Source organism: Hansschlegelia plantiphila (genome assembly GCF_027922265.1).
Lineage (GTDB): Bacteria > Pseudomonadota > Alphaproteobacteria > Rhizobiales > Methylopilaceae > Methylopila > Methylopila plantiphila.
Window position 1 is genome coordinate 54,323 of record NZ_BSFI01000002.1, and the last position, 19,879, is coordinate 74,201.

Genomic DNA, 19,879 nt, shown 5'->3' on the forward strand with positions numbered 1-19,879 from the left:
TTCGTGATCCGTGGTCGAGATGCTTCGTATTTTAGCGTTCGCTTAAGCCGGGACTGCGATTGTCGTGGGGCGGCGATCGGCCCCGAGGGGCGTCGAAAGCCGCCGCGGCGCGCACGGCGCCGACTGGTGGAGTTGAGCGCGTTGCTTCAGTTCGCGAAAGTGCTGGCGCTCGCCGAGCAGGTCGCGGGCCGCGTCCACGCAACCGCCGAGGCCGACCCGGTCGACGCGCTGCGCCACCGCGGCTTCATCGCGGCGCATCTCGTCCTCGGCGTCGCGCCGTTCGCCGTCATCCCCGCGCTGCTCGCCTTCGGCCTTGCGCCGCAGGGCCTCGGATTTGCAGCCTTCGCATGGCCGGTCGTGCCGATCCTCATCGCCCTCGGCCTCGCCCGGACCGGCGATCTGACCCGCGCCTGTCTGCAGTCGGCGGTCGCTTTCGCAGGCATCGCTGCGATCGTCGCCGCCACGACGGGCGGGCTTTTCTCCCTTGCGACGCCGTGGCTCGCTCTGCCGCTGATCGAAGCTGCGCTCTCCGGTTCGCGCCGCGCGATTCGTGACGCTGCGATCGTCGCGCTCACGGCTGTCGCCGGATTGGCTTGCCTCTCGCTGTCCGGCGTCGCGCTGGGCGCGCCGCTCGGCCCGCTTGGCGGAATGATCGCGGCTCTCTACGCGGCCACGCTCGCGATTCGGGCCGCAGCCCTGATCGGAGCCGGCGAGCGCTCCGATCGCGACGCCCGCGCGCTGGCCCAGCTGTTCGCCGGTTCGGTCCGCGACCTCGTCACCCGCCATGCCGCGAGCGGGGCCGCGACCTTCGTGTCGCCCGCGGCCCAGACGCTGCTCGGCGTGTCGGCGCGCGAACTGATGGAGCACGGCCTTCTCGCCCGCGTGCACATCGCCGACCGCCCGGCCTATCTGAGGACGCTTGCAGGCGCCGCCGGGGAGGTCGAGCCGGTCGCGGTCGAGATCCGGCTGCGCGCGGAGCCCGCCCTCGGCCAAGCGCCGCGCTTCGTCTGGGCGGAGATGCGCGCGCGTCGCCTGCAGGGGGATGGGGCCGGCGCGGGCGTCGTCGCGGTGTTCCGCGACGTGACCGACCGCAAAGCTCATGAGGAGGAACTGGTCGCCGCCCGCGTGGAGGCCGATCGCGCGAGCCTCGCCAAGACGCGCTTCCTCGCCAATATGAGCCACGAACTGCGCACCCCGCTCAACGCCATCATCGGCTTTTCCGAGATCCTGTCGGACGAGCAGCTCTGCCGGCTCGCTCCAGAGCGCCGCGCCGACTACGCCGCGCTGATCCACAAATCCGGCGCGCATCTGCTCGAGGTGGTGAATTCGATCCTCGACATGGCGAAGATCGAGAGCGGCGCCTTCGCGATCCTGGCCGAGCCCTGCGAGATCGAGCCCGTCGTCGACCATTGCGTGAGCCTGATGGCGCTGAAGGCTGAAGCCGCGGGCGTCCGGCTCTCCGCCCATGTCGCGCCCGACGCGCCGATGATTCAGGCCGACCGCCGCGCGCTGACCCAGATCCTGCTCAACCTTGTGGCCAACGCGATCAAGTTCACCCCCCGCGACGGCGAGGTCGACGTCGAGGTGCAGGCCCGCGCCGGCGCCATCGCCCTCATCGTCCGCGACACCGGCGTCGGCATCGCGCCGGAGCACATCGCGCGGCTCGGCGAGGCGTTCTTCCAGGCCGATCCGAGCTACCGGCGCCGGCACGAGGGCTCGGGCCTCGGCCTTTCCGTCGTGCGCGGCCTGGTCGCGCTCCATCGCGGGGAGATGACGGTCGAAAGCACGCTCGGCCACGGCACCCGGGTCGCCGTCGTCCTGCCGCTCGACTGCCGCGAACCTGGGTCGAAGCACGCAGCGCAGTCCGTTTCCGCCCCTCCCGACACCTCCGCCATGGTGAGACTCCGTGCCTAAAGCCGCGCCCCGCTACCGCGATTTCGACGACGACGAGCCTGCCTCCGGCGCGGTCTCCGGCGCGCTCGCCGTCCTGCGCCGCCGGCCGATCGACACGCTCGCCGCCGCGCTCGCCGTCGCATGCACCGTCATGACGCTGGTCAACGCGCTCGTCCTGCAGCAGGGCCGCCACCCCTCGCCGTTCTTTGGCGAGGCGGCCCCGCCGGCGCCGCTGCGCAGCGAACTGGTCTCCCAGATCCAGAGCGCGCTCGCCGACATCGGCTATTACGACGGCGCGGTCGACGGGCTGATGGGCGCCCGGACCGCCGCGGCGATCCGGAGCTTCGAGCAGGCTCAGCGCCTCGATCCGACGGGGCAGGCCAGCGACCGCGTTCTGGCGGCGGCCCTGGTCGCGCCGAAGCGCAAGGCGGAGGCTGCGCCCGCCGGTCCGGTCGCGCTTCCACCGGCGACCCCCGTGGCGGCGGCGCCCGCCACCACCGGCTCCACCGGCATCCCGGTCCCGAAGTTGATGGCCGTGCAGCGGGCGCTGGCGAAGCTTGGCTATGGGCCGGTCACGATCGACGGCAAGCTCGGCGCCGAGACCCGGGCCGCGCTGCAGAGCTTCGAGCGGGACCGCAAGATGCCGGAGACCGGCGAGCCGACGCCGCCCGTGCTACGCTCGCTGCAGGCGATGACGGGAACGCCGCTGCAGTGAAAGGGGACGCCGGTTGTCCGCAAGGCTGACTTCGGACTTCTGGGTCTCGGCCTATGTCAGGCGCTGCCAGATCGAGGGCGCCTATGCGCTGGTGCGCCGACGTGGCGCCCGCGAGGCCGGCGCGATCCTGATCGTCGTCGACTGGCTGGACGGCGCGAACGATGTCTACGCTCCAGCGCCGCAAAGCGAGGCCGACGACGTCCGCGGCCGCAGCTTCGAGCGCGTCGCCGAGCGGATCGACGGCCTTGCGGTCGAGGAACGCATCAAGCGCGAGCTGAAGTTCGATCCGGACGTGTGGGTCGTCGCGGTCGAGGACCGGCGGGGCAGGGCCTTCCTCGACGAGGCGTGACGTAAGCGCCGGTTCAGCGGCGCTACGCCGGTCTCACTTCACCAGCTTCAGCAGCGAGGGATGGATGTGCTCGTTGCCGGCGACGATCGAGCCGCCGGACAGCATTGTGTCGCCGCCCTTCATGTCCGTGACGAAGCCGCCGGCCTCCTTCACCAGCAGGATGCCCGCCGCGACGTCCCAGGGCTTCAGGCTGCGCTCCCAGAAGCCGTCGACGCGGCCCGAAGCGACCATCGCGAGGTCGAGCGCGGCCGAGCCGAAACGGCGGACGCCGGCGACCTGGGCCTGGACGCGCGACAGCTCCTCGCGGAACAGATCGTGGCTGGGCTTGCCGAGATGCGGCACGCCGCAGGCGATCACCGCGTCGGGCAGATCACGGCGGGCGGCGACCCTCAGGCGCCGGTCGTTCATATAGGCGCCGCCGCCGCGCTCGGCGGTGTAGAGCTCGTCGGTCGCGGGGTTGAAGATGACGCCCGCGACAAGCACGCCGGACCGCTCCAGCGCGACCGAGATCGCGAAGATCGGAATGCCGTGGAGGAAGTTGGTGGTGCCGTCGAGCGGATCGACGATGAAGCGGTGGTCGGGGTCGGTGCCCTCGATGACGCCCGACTCCTCCATCAGGAAGCCGTAGCCCGGCCGGGCGCGCGTCAGCTCGGCGCGCAGCACGTCCTCGGCGTGCCGGTCGGCCGCCGAGACGAAGTCGCCTGGACCCTTGGTCGAAACCTGCAGCTGCTCGACCTCGCCGAAGTCGCGACGCAGCGACCGGCCGGCTTTCATGACGGCCTGGACCATGACTTGCAGAGCGGGGGAACGGGCCATGGTCGATTTCAGCTTTCGCAGAGGGAACAGGTCAGGCCCATCATGCCGGCGAAGCCGGGTATCCACGACTTGGACGACAAGGCGGGAACGACGGACGGTCTTGGACGCCGGCAAGCGCGGGCATGACGGGGGAGGGCGGAGGCGACCGCTATAGCACGCCGAGCGCCCGCGCGATCAATACGGCACGCCCTCGGCGCGCCTCGCCTTCAACGCCTCGGCGTACCACTCGAGTTCGCCGGCGAAGCGGTCGAAGCGCTTGCCGAATTTCTCGTCGGTCGGCGCTCCGCTTGCGTCGAAGGCGGACGACACATTCGGCACGGCGAACACGGTCGGGATGCTGGGCGTTCCAAGCTCGCTCAAGGTCATCCGCAGCTGCATTGCGGCGCGGACTCCGCCGAAGCCGCCGGCGGAGTAGCTGACGATCGCCGAGGGCCGCCAGAAATATTCCTCGAGGAAGTGGTCGAGCAGGTTCTTCAGCGCCGGCGGGATGCCGTTGTTGTACTCGCCCGAGACGATTACGAAGCCGTCCGCGGCCTTGTAGAGGTCGGCCAGCTCCTGAAGCACCGGCGGCGCGTCGCCCTTGTATTCCTTGTACATCCGGTCGAGCAGCGGCAGGCGGCGCTCCATCGGGTCGATCAGCGGCGCGTCGTGCCCGCGCTTGCGAAGCGCCTCGGCGACGTGGCGGGCGAGCACGATCCCCTGCCGCTCGGTGCGGACCGAGCCGTAAATCACGGGCAGGTTCAACGGCATGGGGGACGCTCCATTTCTTTCCTCTTCCCTTACGGGAGAAGGTGGCCGCGAAGGCGTCGGCCGGATGAGGGGTCCCGGGCATGGAACGCTACGCCCCGGTGTCCGGCCGCATCCTGAGGCGACCTCACCCCCGACCCCTCCTGCAAAGGCAGAAGGGGAAGAGCGGCGCGCCCGGCGTTCGTCAGTCCGCGCGGCGGAGATAGGTGACTTCGTTGGTGTCGACGACGATCCGCTCGCCCGAGGCGATGAACGGCGGCACCAGCACGCGCAGCCCATTTTCGAGCTTCGCGGGCTTGTAGGAGGACGCGGCCGTCTGGCCCTTCACGACGGGGTCGGCCTCGACGATCTGGAGGGTGACGTGGTCGGGGAGCTTGACGCCGATCGCCCGCTCCTCGTGCATCTCGACCGTCACGGTCATACCGTCCTGCAGGAAGGCAGCACGCTCGCCGACGAACTCGCTCGCGAGCGTGATCTGCTCGTAGGTGTTGGTGTCCATGAACACCAGGTCCTCGCCCTCGGCGTAGAGGAACTGGAAGTCCTTCTGCTCCAGGCGAACCCGCTCGACCGTCTCGTCGGCGCGGAAGCGCTCGTTGAGCTTGCGGCCGTCGATCAGGTTCTTCAGCTCGACCTGGTTGAACGCGCCGCCCTTGCCCGGCTTCACGGCGTTGGTCTTCACCGCCGCCCACAGGCCGCCCTGATGCTCGAGGACCATGCCGGGGGTGATCTGGTTGCCGTTGATCTTCATCGAAATCTTTCAGGGAATCTGGGGTCGGGGCGGCCAAGGCCGCCTCGAAGCCGCTTCGTTTGCCCCCGCAGGGGCGCGACGTCAAGGTTGCGGCGCGGGCGGGGCGGTTGCGACCGCGCTCTGCGCGATAGGACCGAAGCCCTCGGTCCACTTCGCGACAAGCTTGTCGGCGGCGTCGCGGTCGGCGTCGGGCAGCGAACCGGCGAAGCCTTCGAGCCAGGCGTCGTTCAGCCCCTGCTCGCGGGCGAGGCGGTTCCACGCGGCGGCGCGGACTGGATCGCGGTCGACGCCCCGGCCATAGGCGTAGAGCCTGGCGAGCCGATTTTGGGCGATGGCGTTGCCCTTCTCGGCGGCGCGGCGGAACATCGCGGCAGCCGCCGCCTCGTCCTTCGGCGCGCCGGCGCCGTTAAACAAGGCGATGGCGTATTCGACCATGGCGGCGACGTGGTCCTGAGCCGCGGCGCGGCTGAGCCACATGGCGGCGGCGGCCGGGTCGCGCTCGATTCCTCGGCCTTCCTTCAGAAGGATCGCGTAGGCGTATTGCGCATCCGGCTGACCGAGCTCCGCCGCTGTCTTCATCGCCCGCGCGGCGGCCTCGGCGTCCTGCGGGACAGGGCCGCCCTGAAGCTTCAGGATCGCGAGATTGTAGAGCGCTTCCGGCTCGCCGAGCGCCGCGGATGTCTCGAACAGCTTCGCGGCGCCGGCTGGATCCTTCGCGATCCCCGAGCCCTGCAGCTTGGCGAGGCCGAGCGCCAGCATCGCCTCGCGGTCGCCGAGGGCGACAGCGCGCCCATACCAGCGCGCGGCCTCCGGAAGCGAACGCGCGACGCCTGCGCCGTCGGCATAGAGCTGACCAAGCAGCGTCATCGCCGCGGCCTGCGGCGGCTTCGCCTCGGCGCGCTTCTTGGCCTCGTCAAAGGCCGAACGGTACATCCCGCGCTGATAGGCGCCGTAGGCGACGTCGGCGTGGGGATCGCCAGGTCCGTCCTGCTGATCGCCCAGCGCGTCGTCAGGCTTCGGCATCGGCAGCATCATGTAGCGGAGGCTGGGGACCGACAGCTCCGGCCTCATCAGCTGCTCGGCGAGGGGAGCCGGAGTCTGGACAGGCGCGGCGGGCTTTTTCTTCTGGGTGGCGGCGAGCGCAAGACCGGGGGCGAGCGTCAGAAGGACGGCGGCCGCGGCGAGCCGTCTCACGGCGTCGGCGCCTTGGCGAGAGAGAGCATGGCGCCGGCTGCGGCGACCGCGGCCGCCGGGCCCGCCTCGTGCAGCCAGACGGCGTCGCCGAGCGCGGCGAACTCGACGTCCGCGGCCGCGAGGGCGGCGACGTCATCGACGGACTGCGCGAGGCCGACGCAGGGCGTCTGGAAGATCGGCACCCACCATTCCACGCGTTCGAGCGTCGTGGAGAATGGCTCGCCGTCAAGGTCTTCGCCGAACATCACGTAATCGGCGCCGGCCTCGCCCGCGACCATCGCCGCGTCGCGCGACCCGGGCGCGAAGGCGCCGACGATCTTGTCGGGCTGGAACCGCCCGACGATCTCGCCGAAGCCTTCGTCCCCGGCCGGCGCGTGGAGCCCGTCGGCTCCGGACTTGCCGACGATGTCCTCGACGCCTGCCCCCGCGACCAGCGCGGCGGCGCCCGCGGCCTGCGCCGCTGCGATCAGCGGCTTGGCGCGCGCGAGCCGGGTTCGATCGTCGGCGGGGCCGAGGCGGATCACGACGGCCGCAATGTCGCCGGCCGCGAGCGCGGCCTCGAACATCGGCTGGAACGCCTCGATCTCATTGAGCTCGGGCGTGATCAGCATCAGACGAGTGACCGGCCCGGCGGACATGGACGATGACCTGGTGAGTTTGAGACAGGGCGCTTGTCGCGCCGCGAGGTGGCGAAAGCGCGGCGCCGGGAGGCCAGAGGCGTCGTCCCGGCCTGAGCGAAGCCGCAAGCCGGGATCAAAACGCTTTGTGCGCCTTACGACCCCGGATCGGCCGATCGCGCCGTCCGGGAGGACGTCAATCAGACCTCACGCCGCCTTGGCGTAGATGTCCATGATGTCGTTCAGCAGCTTCACCGCCTCGTCGCGCGGGCGCTGGAAGGCGTTGCGGCCCATGATCGACCCGAAGGCGCCGCCGGCTGCGATCTGGCGGATCTCGTCGAGCAGCGCCGCGGTGTCGCTCTTGGCCTCGCCGCCCGAGAAGATCACGATGCGGCGGCCGTTGAAGCAGCTGCGGACGACGTCGCGGATGCGGTCCGACAGCGTGCCGAGCTCGATGCCGCCCTTCTTGTATGCCTTCTTCGCGGCGTCGAGCGCGAAATGGTCGGTCGGCGGCTTCACCTTGATGATGTGCGCGCCGAGCAGCGCCGCGATGTGAGCGGCGTAGGAGATGACGTCCGCCGAGGTCTCGCCTTCCTTCGTCAGCGTGCCGCCACGGGCGTAGGACCAGATCACGACCGCGAGGCCGAACGCCTTGGCTTCACGGGCGAGTTCGCGGATCTCCTCCATCTGGTCGTAAGCGACGTCGGAACCGGGATAGATCGTGAAGCCGATCGCCGAGCAGCCGAGGCGCACGGCGTCCTCGACCGAGGCCGTCACCGCCTGGTCGGCGTCCTCGTTGAGGCGCGACAGCGAGTTCGCGCTGTTCATCTTGAGGATGGTCGGGATCTGGCCGGCGAAGGTGTCGGCGCCCGCCTCCAGCATGCCGAGCGGGGCGGCGTAGGCGTTGAGACCGGCGTCGATCGCGAGCTGGAAATGGTAATGCGGGTCGTAGGCCGCGGGATTGACCGAGAACGACCGGGCGGGGCCGTGCTCGAAGCCCTGATCGACGGGCAGAATCACCAGCTTGCCGGTGCCGGCGAGCTTGCCGTGCATCAGCAGGCGGACGAGGTTGCCCTTCGTGCCCGGGTTGTCGCTTTCGTACCAGGACAGGATTTCACGAACGCGCGGCGTGATCGCGAGGCGGCGCTCGGCGGTGATCGGTGTCGAGACGTTCATCGTTCTCTCGCGTCGGGGTTCATCGGTGACGTTATAGACCTGCGGCCCTAGCTTGTCGCGGTGAGCGCTGCGACTCCGGGCAATTCCTTGCCCTCGAGCCACTCCAGGAACGCGCCGCCCGCGGTGGATACATAGGAGAATCGGTCCGCGGCGCCAGCATGATTGAGGGCCGAGACCGTATCGCCGCCGCCGGCGACGGAAAGAAGACGCCCGTCAGCCGTCAATTCCGCGGCGATGCGCGCCACCGCGACGGTGCCGGCGTCGAACGGCTCCATCTCGAAAGCGCCGAACGGCCCGTTCCAGACCAGCGTCTTGGCCTGCGCCAGCACGATCGCGACCTCGTCGACCGACTTCTGGCCGATGTCCAGGATCATCTCGTCGTCGGCCACCTGGTCGACGTCGGCGACGCGGTTCTCGGCGTGCGCCTTGAACTCCCTGGCGAGGCGGACGTCGTTCGGCAGCACGATCACGCAGTCGGCGGCCTTCGCCTTCTCCTCGATCTCGCGGGCGACCGGCAGCAGGTCCTTTTCGCAAAGCGACTTGCCGACGTTCACGCCGCGGGCGGCGAGAAAGGTGTTCGCCATGCCGCCGCCGATCACAAGGTAGTCGACCTTGGAGACGAGATTGCCGAGCAGGTCGAGCTTCGACGACACTTTGGCGCCGCCGACGACCGCGACCACGGGACGTTCGGGCGTTGCGAGCGCTCGGGTCAGCGCGTTGAGCTCGGCCTGCATGGAGCGGCCGGCATAGGCCGGCAGCAGCCGGGCGATCCCTTCCGTCGAGGCGTGCGCCCGGTGGGCGGCCGAGAAGGCGTCGTTGACGTAGATGTCGCCGAGCTTCGCGAGCGCTGCGGAGAACTCCGGATCGTTGGTTTCCTCTCCGGCGTGAAAACGGGTGTTTTCGAGCAGCAGCACGTCGCCCGGCGTCAGCTTCGCGACCGCGGTTTCGGCGACCTCGCCGACGCAATCGTCGGCGAACAGCACGTCCTGCCGGAGCGCGGCCTCCAGCGCGGGAACGACGACCCTGAGCGACTGGCTCTCGTCGCGCCGGCCCTTCGGCCGGCCGAAATGAGCGAGCAAGATCGTTCTCGCGCCCTTCTGGGCGAGCTCGTTCAGCGTGGGGACGATCGCCCGCAGCCGCGTGTCGTCCGTCACCCGCGCGCCGTCCATCGGCACGTTCAGATCGACGCGCACGAGCACGCGCTTCCCGGCGACATTGACGTCGTCGAGAGTCTTGAAGGTCGCAGTCATATGGGATCCCCGGCGGCGAAGCGGTGACGTCGTTCTAATGTTTTTTGCCGACGCCGCCACCCGGTGAGAGCAGGCTTCGACGAATTGTCACTCGGCGGGACACGAGCAGAGCGGAAACGGGCGCCTGAGAGGCGTTGTCCAGAATAAGTCACTGTGTTCTAATGCGTTCAGTAATTTTCTTAGAAAACGATAGTGAGTGCTGAACATATTATTTTTCAAGATCTTAACGGTGATCAGGCGCGCGAGCTGATCAACGCCGAGCAGCGCTACCGGGCCTTTTTGGAGGCGAAGAAGCGAGCGTCTGGCTATCGGGGATCGATGTCGTTCGCCGTCCGGCGAAACCGCGAGACGCTGCTCAGGGATTATTACGATCCGGTGTCCGGCGTGAAAAGGCAGAAGTCGCTCGGGCCGCGCAGTTCCGAGACGGAGGCTACGGCAGAGAGGTTCGCCGCGGGCAAGGAGCAGGCGGCCGCGAGGTTAAGCGACGCGAAGGATGCGTTGCGCCGGCAGGCCGGCGTCAACCGCGTCCTGCGGCTTGGCCGTGTTCCGGACATCGCGGCCCGCGTAGTCCGGGAACTCGAAGACGCGGGATTGCTGGGGCGTGGCGTGCGCGTCCTGGGCACTAACGCTCTTTTCGCCTACGAGGCCGCCGCAGGCGTCCATTTCGCATCGGATGTGATGACGACAGAGGACATCGACATCCTGTTCCACGCGCGCGCGAAACTGAGATTCGCAGCGGAGGAAGGGGTGCAGGACCGCACGCTGATGAGCCTGCTGAGAAAGGCGGATGCGACATTCGAGAAGACAGGGGCGGCCTTCCAGGCCTGGAACGCCTCGGGCTACCTTGTCGATCTCATCCGTCCCGTCCGGACGCCGCCTTGGCGGGAGGACAGGAGTTCGATCTCGGCCGATCCCTCCGATCTTAATGCGGTGGAGATCGAGGGTCTGCTCTGGCACGAAAGCGCACCGCCTTTCGAAAGCGTGGCGATCGACGCGAAAGGCTTCCCCGTCAGGCTCGTCGTGCCGGATCCCCGCGCATTCGCCGTCCATAAGCTGTGGCTTTCGCGCAAGATCGATCGGAATCCACTGAAGCGCCGACGCGACGAGGCGCAGGCGCGGGCGGTCGCGGCGCTGACGGGACGCTATCTGACGCATCTGCCGTTCGAGGACGCTCCGCTGAAAAGCTTCCCGAAAACGCTGGTGGAAGCGGCGGCTCCGCTGTTCGCCTGAGCGATAGCCTCGCGCGTTCCGCCCAAAGAAAAAGGCGCGGTCAGCCCGCGCCTTCCTGGAGATGCCGAGGCGGTCGCCGCTCAGCCGATGAGCTTGGACATCGCCACCGCCGTGTCCGACATGCGGGACGAGAAGCCCCACTCGTTGTCGTACCAGCTGAGCACCCGCACGAAGGTGCCCTCGAGCACCTTGGTCTGATCGAGCGCAAAGCTCGACGAGTGCGGATTGTGGTTGAAGTCCGACGAGACCAGCGGCGCGTCGACGATATCCAGGATGCCCTTGAAGCGCGGCGTGGCGGCGGCCGCCTTCATCGCGTCGTTCACTTCCTGCACCGTCGTCGGACGCTTCGCGACGAACTTGAAGTCGATCACCGAGACGTTCGGCGTCGGCACGCGGATCGACACGCCGTCGAGCTTGCCTTTGAGCTCCGGCAGCACGAGGCCAACGGCCTTGGCCGCGCCTGTCGATGTCGGGATCATGGAGAGCGCCGCGGCGCGGCCGCGGTAGAGATCCTTGTGCATGGTGTCGAGCGTCGGCTGGTCGCCGGTGTAGGAATGGATCGTCGTCATGAAGCCGTGATCGATGCCGATCGCGTCGTTCAGCACCTTGGCGACGGGCGCCAGGCAGTTGGTGGTGCAGGACGCGTTCGAGACGATGATATGATCCTTCGTCAGCTTGTCCTCGTTGACGCCGAACACGACGGTGAGGCCGACGCCGTCGCCGGGGGCCGAGACGATCACGCGCTTGGCGCCGGCCTGGAGGTGGGCCGCCGCCTTGTCCTTCGCGGTGAACAGGCCGGTGCATTCGAGGGCGATGTCGACGCCGAGCTCGCCGTGCGGAAGCTCCGCCGGATTGCGGATCGCGGTCACCTTGATGTCGCCGTGGCCGGCGACGGTGATGACGTCGCCGTTGACGCTGACCTCGGCCGGGAAGCGGCCGTGCACCGAGTCGTAGCGCAGCAGGTGCGCGTTGGTCTCGACCGGTCCGAGGTCGTTGATCGCGACCACCTGGATGTCCTTGCGCCCGGACTCGACGATCGCCCGAAGCACCAGCCGTCCGATGCGCCCGAAGCCGTTGATCGCGACCTTCACCGCCATTGTCGTTGTTTCCTCACTGTGCGAGCCGCGACGTTCGGCGGCGTTCTGACCTGTCCAAGCTCAACGGACTCCGGCCGGACGGCCGGATGCGGCGAATATGGCGACGCGCGAGTCGAAATGCGCATCAAACTTCGTCGTGGCAGCCATTCACGCCGCTGAAGCGTGCATGGAATGTGCGAGCTTCACGACGGTGTCCGGCGTGATGCCGAACGTCTCGTAGACTTCCTTGTACGGACCGCTCTCGCCGAAGCTCGACATGCCGACGAAGCCGCCGTCGGAGCCGATGATCGAATCCCAGCCCATCCGGATCGCCGCCTCGACCGCGATCTTCACCGGGGCCGTGCCGATGACTTCCGCGCGGTAGGAGCCCGGCTGGTCCGCGAACAGGTCGAAGCAGGGGACCGAGACCACCCGGGTCGGAAGGCCCGCAGCGTCGAGCGCCTTCTTTGCCTCGACCGCAAGGCTGACCTCGGAGCCGCTCGCGAACAGGCTGACCGCAGCGACCCCCTCGGCCGGCGCGATCTCATAGGCGCCCTTGGCGGTCAGGTTCTCGCCGGCGTCCTTCAGGCGGAGCTGCGGCAGGTTCTGGCGGGTGAGCGCCAGGATGCTCGGGCGCTTCAGGCTCGCGACCGCGACTTCCCAGGCTTCCGCCGTCTCGATTGTGTCGCAGGGGCGGAAGACGTTGAGGTTCGGGATCGCGCGCAGCGCCGCGATCTGCTCGACCGGCTGATGGGTGGGGCCATCCTCGCCGACGCCGATCGAGTCGTGCGTGAAGACCTGGATGACGCGGATCTTCATAAGCGCCGCGAGGCGAAGCGGCGGGCGGCAGTAGTCGGAGAACACCAGGAAGGTCGAGCCGACCGGCAGGATTCCGCCGTGGATCGCCATGCCGTTGATCGCCCCGCACATGCCGTGCTCGCGGATGCCCCAATGCATGAAGCTGCCGGCATAGTCGTCCGGCGTGATGACCTTCATGTTCTTGGTGAGCGTGTTGTTCGACGGGGTCAGGTCGGCCGAGCCGGAGACCAGCTCCGGCAGCTCGCCCTTGACGACGGTGAGCGCGGCCTCGCCGGCCTTGCGCGTCGCCATCTCCTTGGGCTCGGCGTAGAGCTTGGCCTTGTAGGCGGCCATCGCCGGCGCGAACGACGTCGGCAGCTCGCCCTTCAGGCGACGCTCGAAGTCTTCGCGGACTGCGGCGTCGAGCGCGGCGTAGCGCGTCTCCCACTCCTTGCGCCGGCCGGAGCCGCGGGCGCCGGCCTCTTCCCAGGCGTGCTTGATGTCGTCCGGGATGACGAAGGGCGGGTATTCCCAACCGAGCGCCTTGCGGGCGCCTTCGATCTCTTCCGCGCCGAGCGGCGAGCCGTGGGCCTTCTCCGTGCCGGCCTTTTTCGGAGCGCCGAAGCCGATCGTGGTCTTGCAGGCGATCAGCGTCGGCTTGTCCGAGCCTTCGGTCGCCTTGATCGCGGCCTCGACCGCGTCGGCGTCGTGGCCGTCGACATGCACGGCGTTCCAGCCGCAGGCCTTGAAGCGTGCGACCTGATCGACCGAATCCGACAGCGTGGTGTGGCCGTCGATCGAGATGCCGTTGTCGTCGTAGAGGAAGACGAGCTTGTTCAGCTTGTAGTGGCCGGCGATGGCGATCGCTTCCTGGCTTATTCCCTCCATGAGGTCGCCGTCGGAGCAGAGCGCGAAGGTGCGGTGGTCGATGATCGTCGGGTATTCGGCGGCCAGGATGCGCTCGGCGAGCGCGAGGCCGACGGAATTCGAAATGCCGGCGCCGAGCGGGCCGGTGGTGGTCTCGATGCTCTCGGTGTGGCCGCGCTCGGGGTGGCCCGGCGTCTTGGAGCCGACCTGCCGGAAGCGCTTCAGCTGATCGATCGTCATCTCCTTCGAGCCCGTGAGATGCAGGATCGAATAGAGCAGCATCGAGCCGTGGCCGGCCGAAAGGATGAAGCGGTCGCGGTCGATCCAGTGCGGGTCGGTCGCGTCGTATTTCAGGATCTTGGTGAACAGCACGGTCGCCACGTCGGCCATGCCCATCGGCATGCCGGGGTGGCCGGACTGCGCCTTCTCGACCGCGTCCATGGAGAGCGCGCGGATCGCGTTCGCCATCCGGCGGGTCGTCATGGCGTCGGTCATCGAGATGTCCAATCCTTCAGGGCGGCGGTCGAGACGGGTTATTCCTCAAACTTAGGCGCTGGCGTCGCGTTCTGCAGGGGGCTGAGGCCGCCCGCGTCGTCCGGCGGGACGTTTAAAGGGGCGCCGGGGCATGTCAATACGAGCGAAAGCCCCCGCAACCCAGCAATGTGCGGTGGATGACAGGCTGCGGCGATTGACGCGCTTTTGGCAGGCCCCTTAAACTGTCCAGCGCAACACGTTGCTGCAGCGGAAAATTCGCCGGCGGGGCAGTCAGTTGGGGGAGAATGGCGTGAGCGAGCTCGACGTGGCGCTGCGGCGCCTCGAACAGGCGCTCGACACCGCGGAGGCCGCGATCGGCCGCGCGCTGGACGCCGCCGACGCCGCCCGCGCCAAGGAGCAGGAGCTGACCGCCTTCGCAGACGATCGCATCCGGCTGTCCGAACTTTTGGACGTATCGGCCGCGCAAGCCGAGACGGCGCAAGCCTCGCGAGAGGAGATCGGCAGACGTTTGGACGCGGCGATCGCCGCGGTCGAAGGCGTTCTGGCGGAGGCGACGGATTAGCCGATGGCGCAGGTGACGGTGCACATCGGCGGACGCGACTACAAGATGGCCTGCGGCGAGGGCGAGGAGGAGCATCTGCTCGAGCTCGCGCGCTCGGTCGACGAGCGTCACGACCAGCTGAAGAGCCAGTTCGGCGAAGTCGGCGACATCCGGCTGTCGATCATGACCGCGATCATGATGGCCGACGAGCTCAACGAGGCGAAGCGCCGCCACGACCGGCTGAACGCCGAGATCGAGCAGCTGCGCGCGGCCGACCAGGACGCGGTCGCAGCCTTCGACGCCCGCCATTCCGACGTCGCGAACCAGATCACGGAAGCGGCCGGGCGGCTGGAGCGGCTCGCCGAGGACTTGGCGGACGGGTTCCGGCGGGAGTGAGAACGCTGCGCTGAAGGGTTCACACTGATATCCCTGCGGGACATGGCGGCGATCAGCGCCGGTCCGTGACCGTCGTCCAGTAGATTCCGTTATCCGGCGGAATCATCGCCTTGAGCGCCGCAATCGCCTCGTCGGCCTTGCCGAGCTTGGGGTGCAACGCCAGGTCGACTTCGCCTTCCAGCCCCCAGATATGCGACGTCGCCCGCTCGAACAGCGAGGACGCCGTGACGTAGCGCTCGACCTTTTCGTATGTTCGGTGGTCGATCCCCATCTTGTGGGTGTCGAAGCGCACAATGATCGGCGCATCGGCCTCGACGCCGCGCGGCTGCGGCTCGATCGGAACGGCGGCTGCGGCCGAGACGACCAGCAGGCTTGCGGCGGCGATCAGCATGGCTTTCATACCTCGCAAGCTCCGGCCCGGGCCGCGACGGAATGGCCGCGCGGGCCACTAGCGCCCACGCCTCCCGTCGCCTATCTTTCGCCCGCGGTGCTGCGGGGTGCGTCAGGATACTAGAATCCCCGGGCCCTTACGATTCCGAACGGGAGCTGTCCCTGGCCTCGACCGTGGTCTTGGTCATTTACGGCGCCCACCTACTCTGTAGGTGTCCCGGGATCAAAAACTCCAACGGCCATCGTGGCTCCGCACTCTTTTCACTTCATGAACCAGCCGACGTTTCAGCCGCCTGCCGCCGCCGCCCAGAAGGCGGCCCTTCGCCGCGACGTGCTCGCGCGGAGGGCGGCAGTTCCCGACGATACGCGTCGCTCTGCAGGCGCCGCCATCGCTGACGCGGCGGCCGACATCGCTGGACGCGCGCCTGGCGCGGTCGTCTCCGCCTTCGTCTCGATCAGGGGCGAGATCGACACGGCGCCGCTGCTGCGGCGCCTTCACGAGGCCGGCGCGCGGCTTTGCCTGCCCGTGATCATGGCCAAGGCCGAGCCGCTGGTCTTCCGCGGCTGGCGGCCGGGCGAACCGCTGGAGGAGAAGCGGTTCGGCCTGCTCGAGCCGCCGCCGAGCGCGCCGGAACTCATCCCTGACATCCTGTTCGTGCCGCTCGCCGCCTTCGACCGCCGCGGCTTCCGGCTCGGCTATGGCGGCGGCTTTTACGATCGTACGCTCGAGAAGCTGCGCGCCACGGCCCCTGCGCGCGCCATCGGCCTCGCCTTCGCCTTGCAGGAGGTCGACGAAGTCCCGACCGACGCCTTCGACCAGCCGCTCGACGGCGTCCTTACCGAGAACGGTTTCCTCGCGACCCCCGGAGCCACCGCCTGATGCGTCTTCTGTTCCTGGGCGACGTCGTCGGCCGCGCCGGCCGCATCGCGGTCTCCGAGCGGCTGCCTGCGCTCCGCGAGCGCTGGAAGCTCGACCTCGTCGTCATCAATGGCGAAAACGCCGCTGGCGGCTTCGGCATCACCGAGGCGATCTACGACGATCTGCTCAACGCCGGCTGCGACGCCGTCACGCTCGGCAACCACGCCTTCGACCAGCGCGAGGCGCTGGTGTTCTCCGAGCGCGCCGAGCGGCTGGTGCGCCCCGTCAACTTCCCCACGGGCACGCCCGGACGCGGCGCGACGATGGTGGAGGCGAGGAACGGCGCTCAGGTGCTGGTCGTCAACGTCATGGGCAACGTCTTCATGGGGACCTCGCTCGACGATCCGTTCCGCAAGATCGACGCCGAGCTCGAGGCCTGCCCGCTGGGCCAGGGCGCCGACGCCGTGGTGGTCGACTTCCACGCCGAGGCGACGAGCGAGAAGCAGGCGTTCGGCCATTTCCTCGACGGCCGCGCCAGCCTGGTGATCGGAACCCACACCCATACCCCGACGGCCGACCACCGCATCCTGCCCGGCGGCACCGCCTACATGTCCGACGCCGGCATGTGCGGCGCCTATGACGGGGTGCTTGGCATGAAGAAGGACGAGCCGATCCACCGCTTTCTCACCAAGCTGCCCTCCGGCCGCTTCGAGCCTGCGGAGGGAGAGGGGACGCTGTCGGGGCTGGCCGTCGAGATCGACGGGCGGGGGCTCGCGACGAAGTGCGCGCCGGTGCGCGTCGGCGGAGTCCTGAGCGAGGCGATCCCGGAGTTCTGGGAGAGGTAGGTCGCGGCCGCCACCCTTTTCCGAATAGAGCTCGTCGTGGTCCGGCTTGACCGGACCACCCATGCCCGAGCGTAGCGCTCGACGCCCGAGATGGGTCCTCCGGTCAAGCCGGAGGACGACGTCGCGTTTTATACTGGGCGTTAACGCCTTACGCCGCGATCGGCGCCGGGTGAGGCACGAGCCTGCGCCCGGCCTCGGTCAGCGCCAATCGCGCGCGCTGGGTGCGAGGGTCCCGGGCGGTCTCCTCGATCAGACCAAAGCCGTCGCTGAGATCCGATATCGCCCGCAGCGTCAGCGCGTGCGCCACGCCGAACACCTTCGCGAAGGTCCTGCTGTCCGAGGCTACGCCCTGGTCGAGCGCGGCGATAACCGCGGCGTGCAGCGGCGACAGTTCCGGCGCGCGGGCGACGATCGCCTCGACCTCGGCCATGAAGGCGTCCGCCTCGTCCATCACGCCGCGGCCCGCTGACGGAAGGTCACCATCACCGACTTCGACAGCGGCGTGTCGCTGCCGTCGCCAGCCTTGTTGAAAGGCACGACCGAGTTCAGCTCAGGATAGTAGCCGGCCACGCAGCCGCGCGGGATGTCGTAGGCGACGAGGCGGAAGTCCTCGGCGACGCGGGTCCGGCCGTCGTCTGCGGAGCCGATGACGTCGACCCGCGCGTTCGGCTCGGCGCCCATCGCGGCGATGTCGTCGGGATGGGCGAACACCACGCGGCGCTCGCCGTAGACGCCGCGATAGCGGTCGTCGAGGCCGTAGATCGTGGTGTTGTACTGGTCGTGGCTGCGGAACGTCTGCAGCACGTACTGGCCTTTCCGCTTGCGCGCGGCCTGGTGTTCGATCTCGACGGGCAGGGGGGCCGGCGAAAACTCCGCCTTGCCCGACGGCGTCTTCCAGTCGCGCTCGGCGGCGGAGTTGCGGAGATGGAAGCCGCGCGGCCTGCGGACCCGCTCGTTGTAATCCTCGAAACCGGGGATTACGCGCGAAAGCCGGTCGCGGATGATGTCGTGATCCTCGGCCATCGCGGCCCAGTCGATCGCGTCGCCCAGGGTCGCGGCCGCGATGCCGGCGATGATCGCGACTTCGGATTTGAGGTGGGGCGACGCCGGCTTGTTGATGCCGCCGGAACCGTGGACCATGCTCATCGAATCCTCGACGGTCACGATCTGCGTCTTGCCGGCGAGATTGCGGTCGATCTCGGTGCGGCCGAGGCACGGCAGGAGATAGGCGACTTCGCCGACCGCCATGTGGCCGAGGTTCGGCTTGGTCGCGATCTGGACGGTCAGCCGGCAGCTGCGGAGCGCCGCTGTGACGATCTCGGTGTCCGGGGTCGCGCGGGCGAAATTGCCGCCGAGGCCGATGAAGGCTTTGGAGCGGCCCTCGACCATCGCGTGGATCGCGTGCAGCACGTTGTGGCCGGGCGCGCGCGGGCTGACGATGCCGAACTCGCGGTCGAGATTGTCGAGCAGCCAGGCCGGCGGGTTCTCGTTGATGCCGACCGTGCGGTCGCCCTGCACGTTGGAGTGGCCGCGCACCGGGCAGAGCCCCGCGCCCTCGCGGCCGACATGCCCGCGCAGGAACAGCAGGTTCGCGATCTCGCGAACGGTCGCGACCGAGTGCTTGTGCTGGGTGACGCCCATAGCCCAGGTGGCGATGACGCGCTCGGCGCCGAGATAGACCTCCGCCAGCGTCTCGATCTCGTCATAGGTCAGGCCGGACTGGTCCTCGATGTGGCCCCAGGCGGTCGCCTCGACCTCCGCGCGCCAGGCGTCCAGGCCGACCGTGTGTTCGGCGAGGAACGCCTCGTCCAGCAGCGTGGGACGGCCGGCTGCCCGCTCCGCGTCGTCGCGGGCGAACACGATCTTGGCGACGCCGCGGATCGCGGCCATGTCGCCGCCGAGCTTCGGCTGGAAATAGTGGCTCGCGATCGAGGTCGCGCCGCCGCGAATCATCTCGATCTTGTCCTGGGGATCGGCGAAGCGCTCGAGGCCGCGCTCGCGAACCGGGTTCAGCACGGCGACCCGCGCGCCGCGCATCGCGGCCTTGCGCAGGTCGCCCAGCATGCGCGGATGGTTGGTGCCGGGGTTCTGGCCGATCACAATGATCGCATCGGCGTGGTGGAAGTCCTCCAGCAGCACCGTGCCCTTGCCGATGCCGATCGACTGGATGAGCCCGACGCCGCTCGCCTCGTGGCACATGTTCGAGCAGTCGGGGAAATTGTTGGTTCCGTAGGCGCGGGCGAACAGCTGGTAGAGAAACGCCGCCTCGTTCGAGGCGCGGCCCGAGGTGTAGAACTCCGCCTCGTTCGGGCTGTTCAGCGCGCGAAGCTCGGTCGCGATGCCGGCGAAGGCCTCGTCCCAGGTCACCGCGACGTAGCGGTCGGTCATGGGATCATAGCGCATCGGCTCGGTCAGCCGGCCGACGTTCTCGAGGTCGTAGTCGGTCCAGCCACGCAGCGCGCTCACCGTATGCTCGGCGAAGAAAGCCGGCGTCGCGCGGCGGGCGGTGGCCTCCCAGGAGACCGCCTTCACGCCGTTCTCGCAGAACTCGAACGACGAGCCGTGCTCCGGATCGCCCCAGGCGCAGCCCGGGCAGTCGAAGCCGTCGGCCTGGTTCGCCTTGAGAAGCGTCATCGCGCCGGTGATGGCCGAGCCGCTCCTCAACAGATGCTTACCGCAACTGCGAAGGGCGCCCCAGCCGCCCGCAGCGTGAGACCGCTTCAGAGGAGGGGCGACATTCGTCATAGCATTTTCCGATAATCGAGGATCGGGCCAAACTGACCAACGGTGTTCGCGATGTACGCGCGAAGCCGCTGTCTTTCAAGATAAAAGGCCGAAAAGTGACGCAATTGGAAATGAAATGGTTCGATGGCTCGA

The 19,879-nt window shown here is 68.6% G+C and carries 20 protein-coding genes and 1 other RNA gene; 9 read left to right on the forward strand and 12 right to left on the reverse strand.

Annotated elements, in window-relative coordinates; all coding sequences use genetic code 11:
• Positions 1-141: 141 nt before the first annotated feature.
• From PKE75_RS01685 to PKE75_RS01695, 3 genes are read left to right on the forward strand one after another with little or no spacing between them, the layout of a single operon-like run.
• Positions 142-1,914: a PAS domain-containing sensor histidine kinase gene (locus tag PKE75_RS01685; RefSeq protein WP_271166958.1), complete on the forward strand. Its 1,773-nt coding sequence runs from the start codon at positions 142-144 to the stop codon at positions 1,912-1,914.
• Positions 1,907-2,608 (forward strand): peptidoglycan-binding domain-containing protein, encoded by a 702-nt coding sequence (locus PKE75_RS01690; RefSeq protein ID WP_271166959.1) that lies wholly within the window; start codon positions 1,907-1,909, stop codon positions 2,606-2,608. Before PKE75_RS01685 ends, PKE75_RS01690 begins: the two co-directional genes overlap by 8 nt.
• A gap of 13 nt (positions 2,609-2,621) precedes the next feature.
• Positions 2,622-2,957 carry a DUF1491 family protein gene (locus PKE75_RS01695; RefSeq protein WP_271166960.1) on the forward strand — a complete coding sequence of 112 codons (336 nt, stop codon included), beginning with the start codon at positions 2,622-2,624 and terminating at the stop codon, positions 2,955-2,957.
• Positions 2,958-2,990: 33 nt separating this feature from the next.
• Here the strand turns inward: PKE75_RS01695 and PKE75_RS01700 are convergent, their stop codons facing one another.
• The 7 genes from PKE75_RS01700 to PKE75_RS01730 all read right to left on the reverse strand — a co-directional run bounded on the left by PKE75_RS01700 (position 2,991) and on the right by PKE75_RS01730 (position 9,505).
• The gene (locus PKE75_RS01700; protein ID WP_271166961.1) at positions 2,991-3,773 is read right to left on the reverse strand and encodes an inositol monophosphatase family protein; all 783 of its coding nucleotides are present in this window, start codon (positions 3,771-3,773) and stop codon (positions 2,991-2,993) included.
• 174 nt (positions 3,774-3,947) lie between these two features.
• Positions 3,948-4,523, reverse strand: coding sequence for an NADPH-dependent FMN reductase (locus PKE75_RS01705; RefSeq protein ID WP_271166962.1), 576 nt, complete (start codon positions 4,521-4,523; stop codon positions 3,948-3,950).
• A gap of 181 nt (positions 4,524-4,704) precedes the next feature.
• Positions 4,705-5,268 (reverse strand): elongation factor P, encoded by a 564-nt coding sequence (efp, locus tag PKE75_RS01710; RefSeq protein ID WP_271166963.1) that lies wholly within the window; start codon positions 5,266-5,268, stop codon positions 4,705-4,707.
• An 81-nt stretch (positions 5,269-5,349) separates the two neighbouring features.
• Positions 5,350-6,462, reverse strand: a complete 1,113-nt coding sequence (locus PKE75_RS01715) for an SEL1-like repeat protein (RefSeq protein ID WP_271166964.1) — start codon at positions 6,460-6,462, stop codon at positions 5,350-5,352.
• Positions 6,459-7,073 (reverse strand): thiamine phosphate synthase, encoded by a 615-nt coding sequence (locus tag PKE75_RS01720; protein WP_271166965.1) that lies wholly within the window; start codon positions 7,071-7,073, stop codon positions 6,459-6,461. Before PKE75_RS01720 ends, PKE75_RS01715 begins: the two co-directional genes overlap by 4 nt.
• A 213-nt stretch (positions 7,074-7,286) precedes the next feature.
• On the reverse strand, positions 7,287-8,255 hold the full coding sequence (locus tag PKE75_RS01725; RefSeq protein WP_271166966.1) for a class I fructose-bisphosphate aldolase: 969 nt from the start codon (positions 8,253-8,255) through the stop codon (positions 7,287-7,289).
• A 47-nt stretch (positions 8,256-8,302) separates the two neighbouring features.
• Positions 8,303-9,505 (reverse strand): phosphoglycerate kinase, encoded by a 1,203-nt coding sequence (locus PKE75_RS01730; protein ID WP_271166967.1) that lies wholly within the window; start codon positions 9,503-9,505, stop codon positions 8,303-8,305.
• A 318-nt stretch (positions 9,506-9,823) separates the two neighbouring features.
• On the opposite strand from PKE75_RS01730, the gene PKE75_RS01735 reads away from it, so the two are divergent.
• Positions 9,824-10,735, forward strand: a complete 912-nt coding sequence (locus PKE75_RS01735) for a nucleotidyltransferase domain-containing protein (RefSeq protein WP_271166968.1) — start codon at positions 9,824-9,826, stop codon at positions 10,733-10,735.
• 80 nt (positions 10,736-10,815) lie between these two features.
• Here PKE75_RS01735 and gap read toward each other — a convergent pair whose 3' ends face one another.
• Together gap and tkt are read right to left on the reverse strand one after the other, a co-directional pair.
• The gene (gene gap / locus PKE75_RS01740; protein ID WP_271166969.1) at positions 10,816-11,832 is read right to left on the reverse strand and encodes a type I glyceraldehyde-3-phosphate dehydrogenase; all 1,017 of its coding nucleotides are present in this window, start codon (positions 11,830-11,832) and stop codon (positions 10,816-10,818) included.
• 147 nt (positions 11,833-11,979) lie between these two features.
• Entirely contained in the window at positions 11,980-13,971 is a 1,992-nt protein-coding gene (gene tkt / locus PKE75_RS01745; protein WP_271166970.1) for a transketolase, read from the reverse strand.
• Between the two features lie 289 nt (positions 13,972-14,260).
• Here tkt and PKE75_RS01750 point away from each other — a divergent pair, with 289 nt between their 5' ends.
• Together PKE75_RS01750 and PKE75_RS01755 are read left to right on the forward strand one after the other, a co-directional pair.
• Complete coding sequence (locus tag PKE75_RS01750) at positions 14,261-14,533, forward strand: DUF4164 family protein (RefSeq protein WP_271166971.1); 273 nt, start codon at positions 14,261-14,263, stop codon at positions 14,531-14,533.
• A 3-nt stretch (positions 14,534-14,536) separates the two neighbouring features.
• On the forward strand, positions 14,537-14,908 hold the full coding sequence (locus tag PKE75_RS01755) for a cell division protein ZapA (RefSeq protein ID WP_271166972.1): 372 nt from the start codon (positions 14,537-14,539) through the stop codon (positions 14,906-14,908).
• Between the two features lie 52 nt (positions 14,909-14,960).
• Here the strand turns inward: PKE75_RS01755 and PKE75_RS01760 are convergent, their stop codons facing one another.
• Complete coding sequence (locus PKE75_RS01760; protein ID WP_271166973.1) at positions 14,961-15,308, reverse strand: hypothetical protein; 348 nt, start codon at positions 15,306-15,308, stop codon at positions 14,961-14,963.
• Between the two features lie 84 nt (positions 15,309-15,392).
• On the opposite strand from PKE75_RS01760, the gene ssrS reads away from it, so the two are divergent.
• The 3 genes from ssrS to PKE75_RS01775 all read left to right on the forward strand — a co-directional run bounded on the left by ssrS (position 15,393) and on the right by PKE75_RS01775 (position 17,002).
• A non-coding RNA gene (ssrS, locus tag PKE75_RS01765) (6S RNA) lies at positions 15,393-15,553 on the forward strand.
• A 13-nt stretch (positions 15,554-15,566) separates the two neighbouring features.
• On the forward strand, positions 15,567-16,178 hold the full coding sequence (locus PKE75_RS01770) for a 5-formyltetrahydrofolate cyclo-ligase (RefSeq protein WP_271166974.1): 612 nt from the start codon (positions 15,567-15,569) through the stop codon (positions 16,176-16,178).
• Positions 16,178-17,002 carry a TIGR00282 family metallophosphoesterase gene (locus PKE75_RS01775; protein ID WP_271166975.1) on the forward strand — a complete coding sequence of 275 codons (825 nt, stop codon included), beginning with the start codon at positions 16,178-16,180 and terminating at the stop codon, positions 17,000-17,002. Before PKE75_RS01770 ends, PKE75_RS01775 begins: the two co-directional genes overlap by 1 nt.
• 148 nt (positions 17,003-17,150) lie before the next feature.
• Here PKE75_RS01775 and PKE75_RS01780 read toward each other — a convergent pair whose 3' ends face one another.
• Both PKE75_RS01780 and PKE75_RS01785 read right to left on the reverse strand, forming a co-directional pair.
• Positions 17,151-17,456 carry a hypothetical protein gene (locus tag PKE75_RS01780; protein WP_271166976.1) on the reverse strand — a complete coding sequence of 102 codons (306 nt, stop codon included), beginning with the start codon at positions 17,454-17,456 and terminating at the stop codon, positions 17,151-17,153.
• Positions 17,453-19,747, reverse strand: coding sequence for an FdhF/YdeP family oxidoreductase (locus PKE75_RS01785; RefSeq protein ID WP_271166977.1), 2,295 nt, complete (start codon positions 19,745-19,747; stop codon positions 17,453-17,455). Before PKE75_RS01785 ends, PKE75_RS01780 begins: the two co-directional genes overlap by 4 nt.
• Between the last annotated feature and the right edge of the window lie 132 nt (positions 19,748-19,879).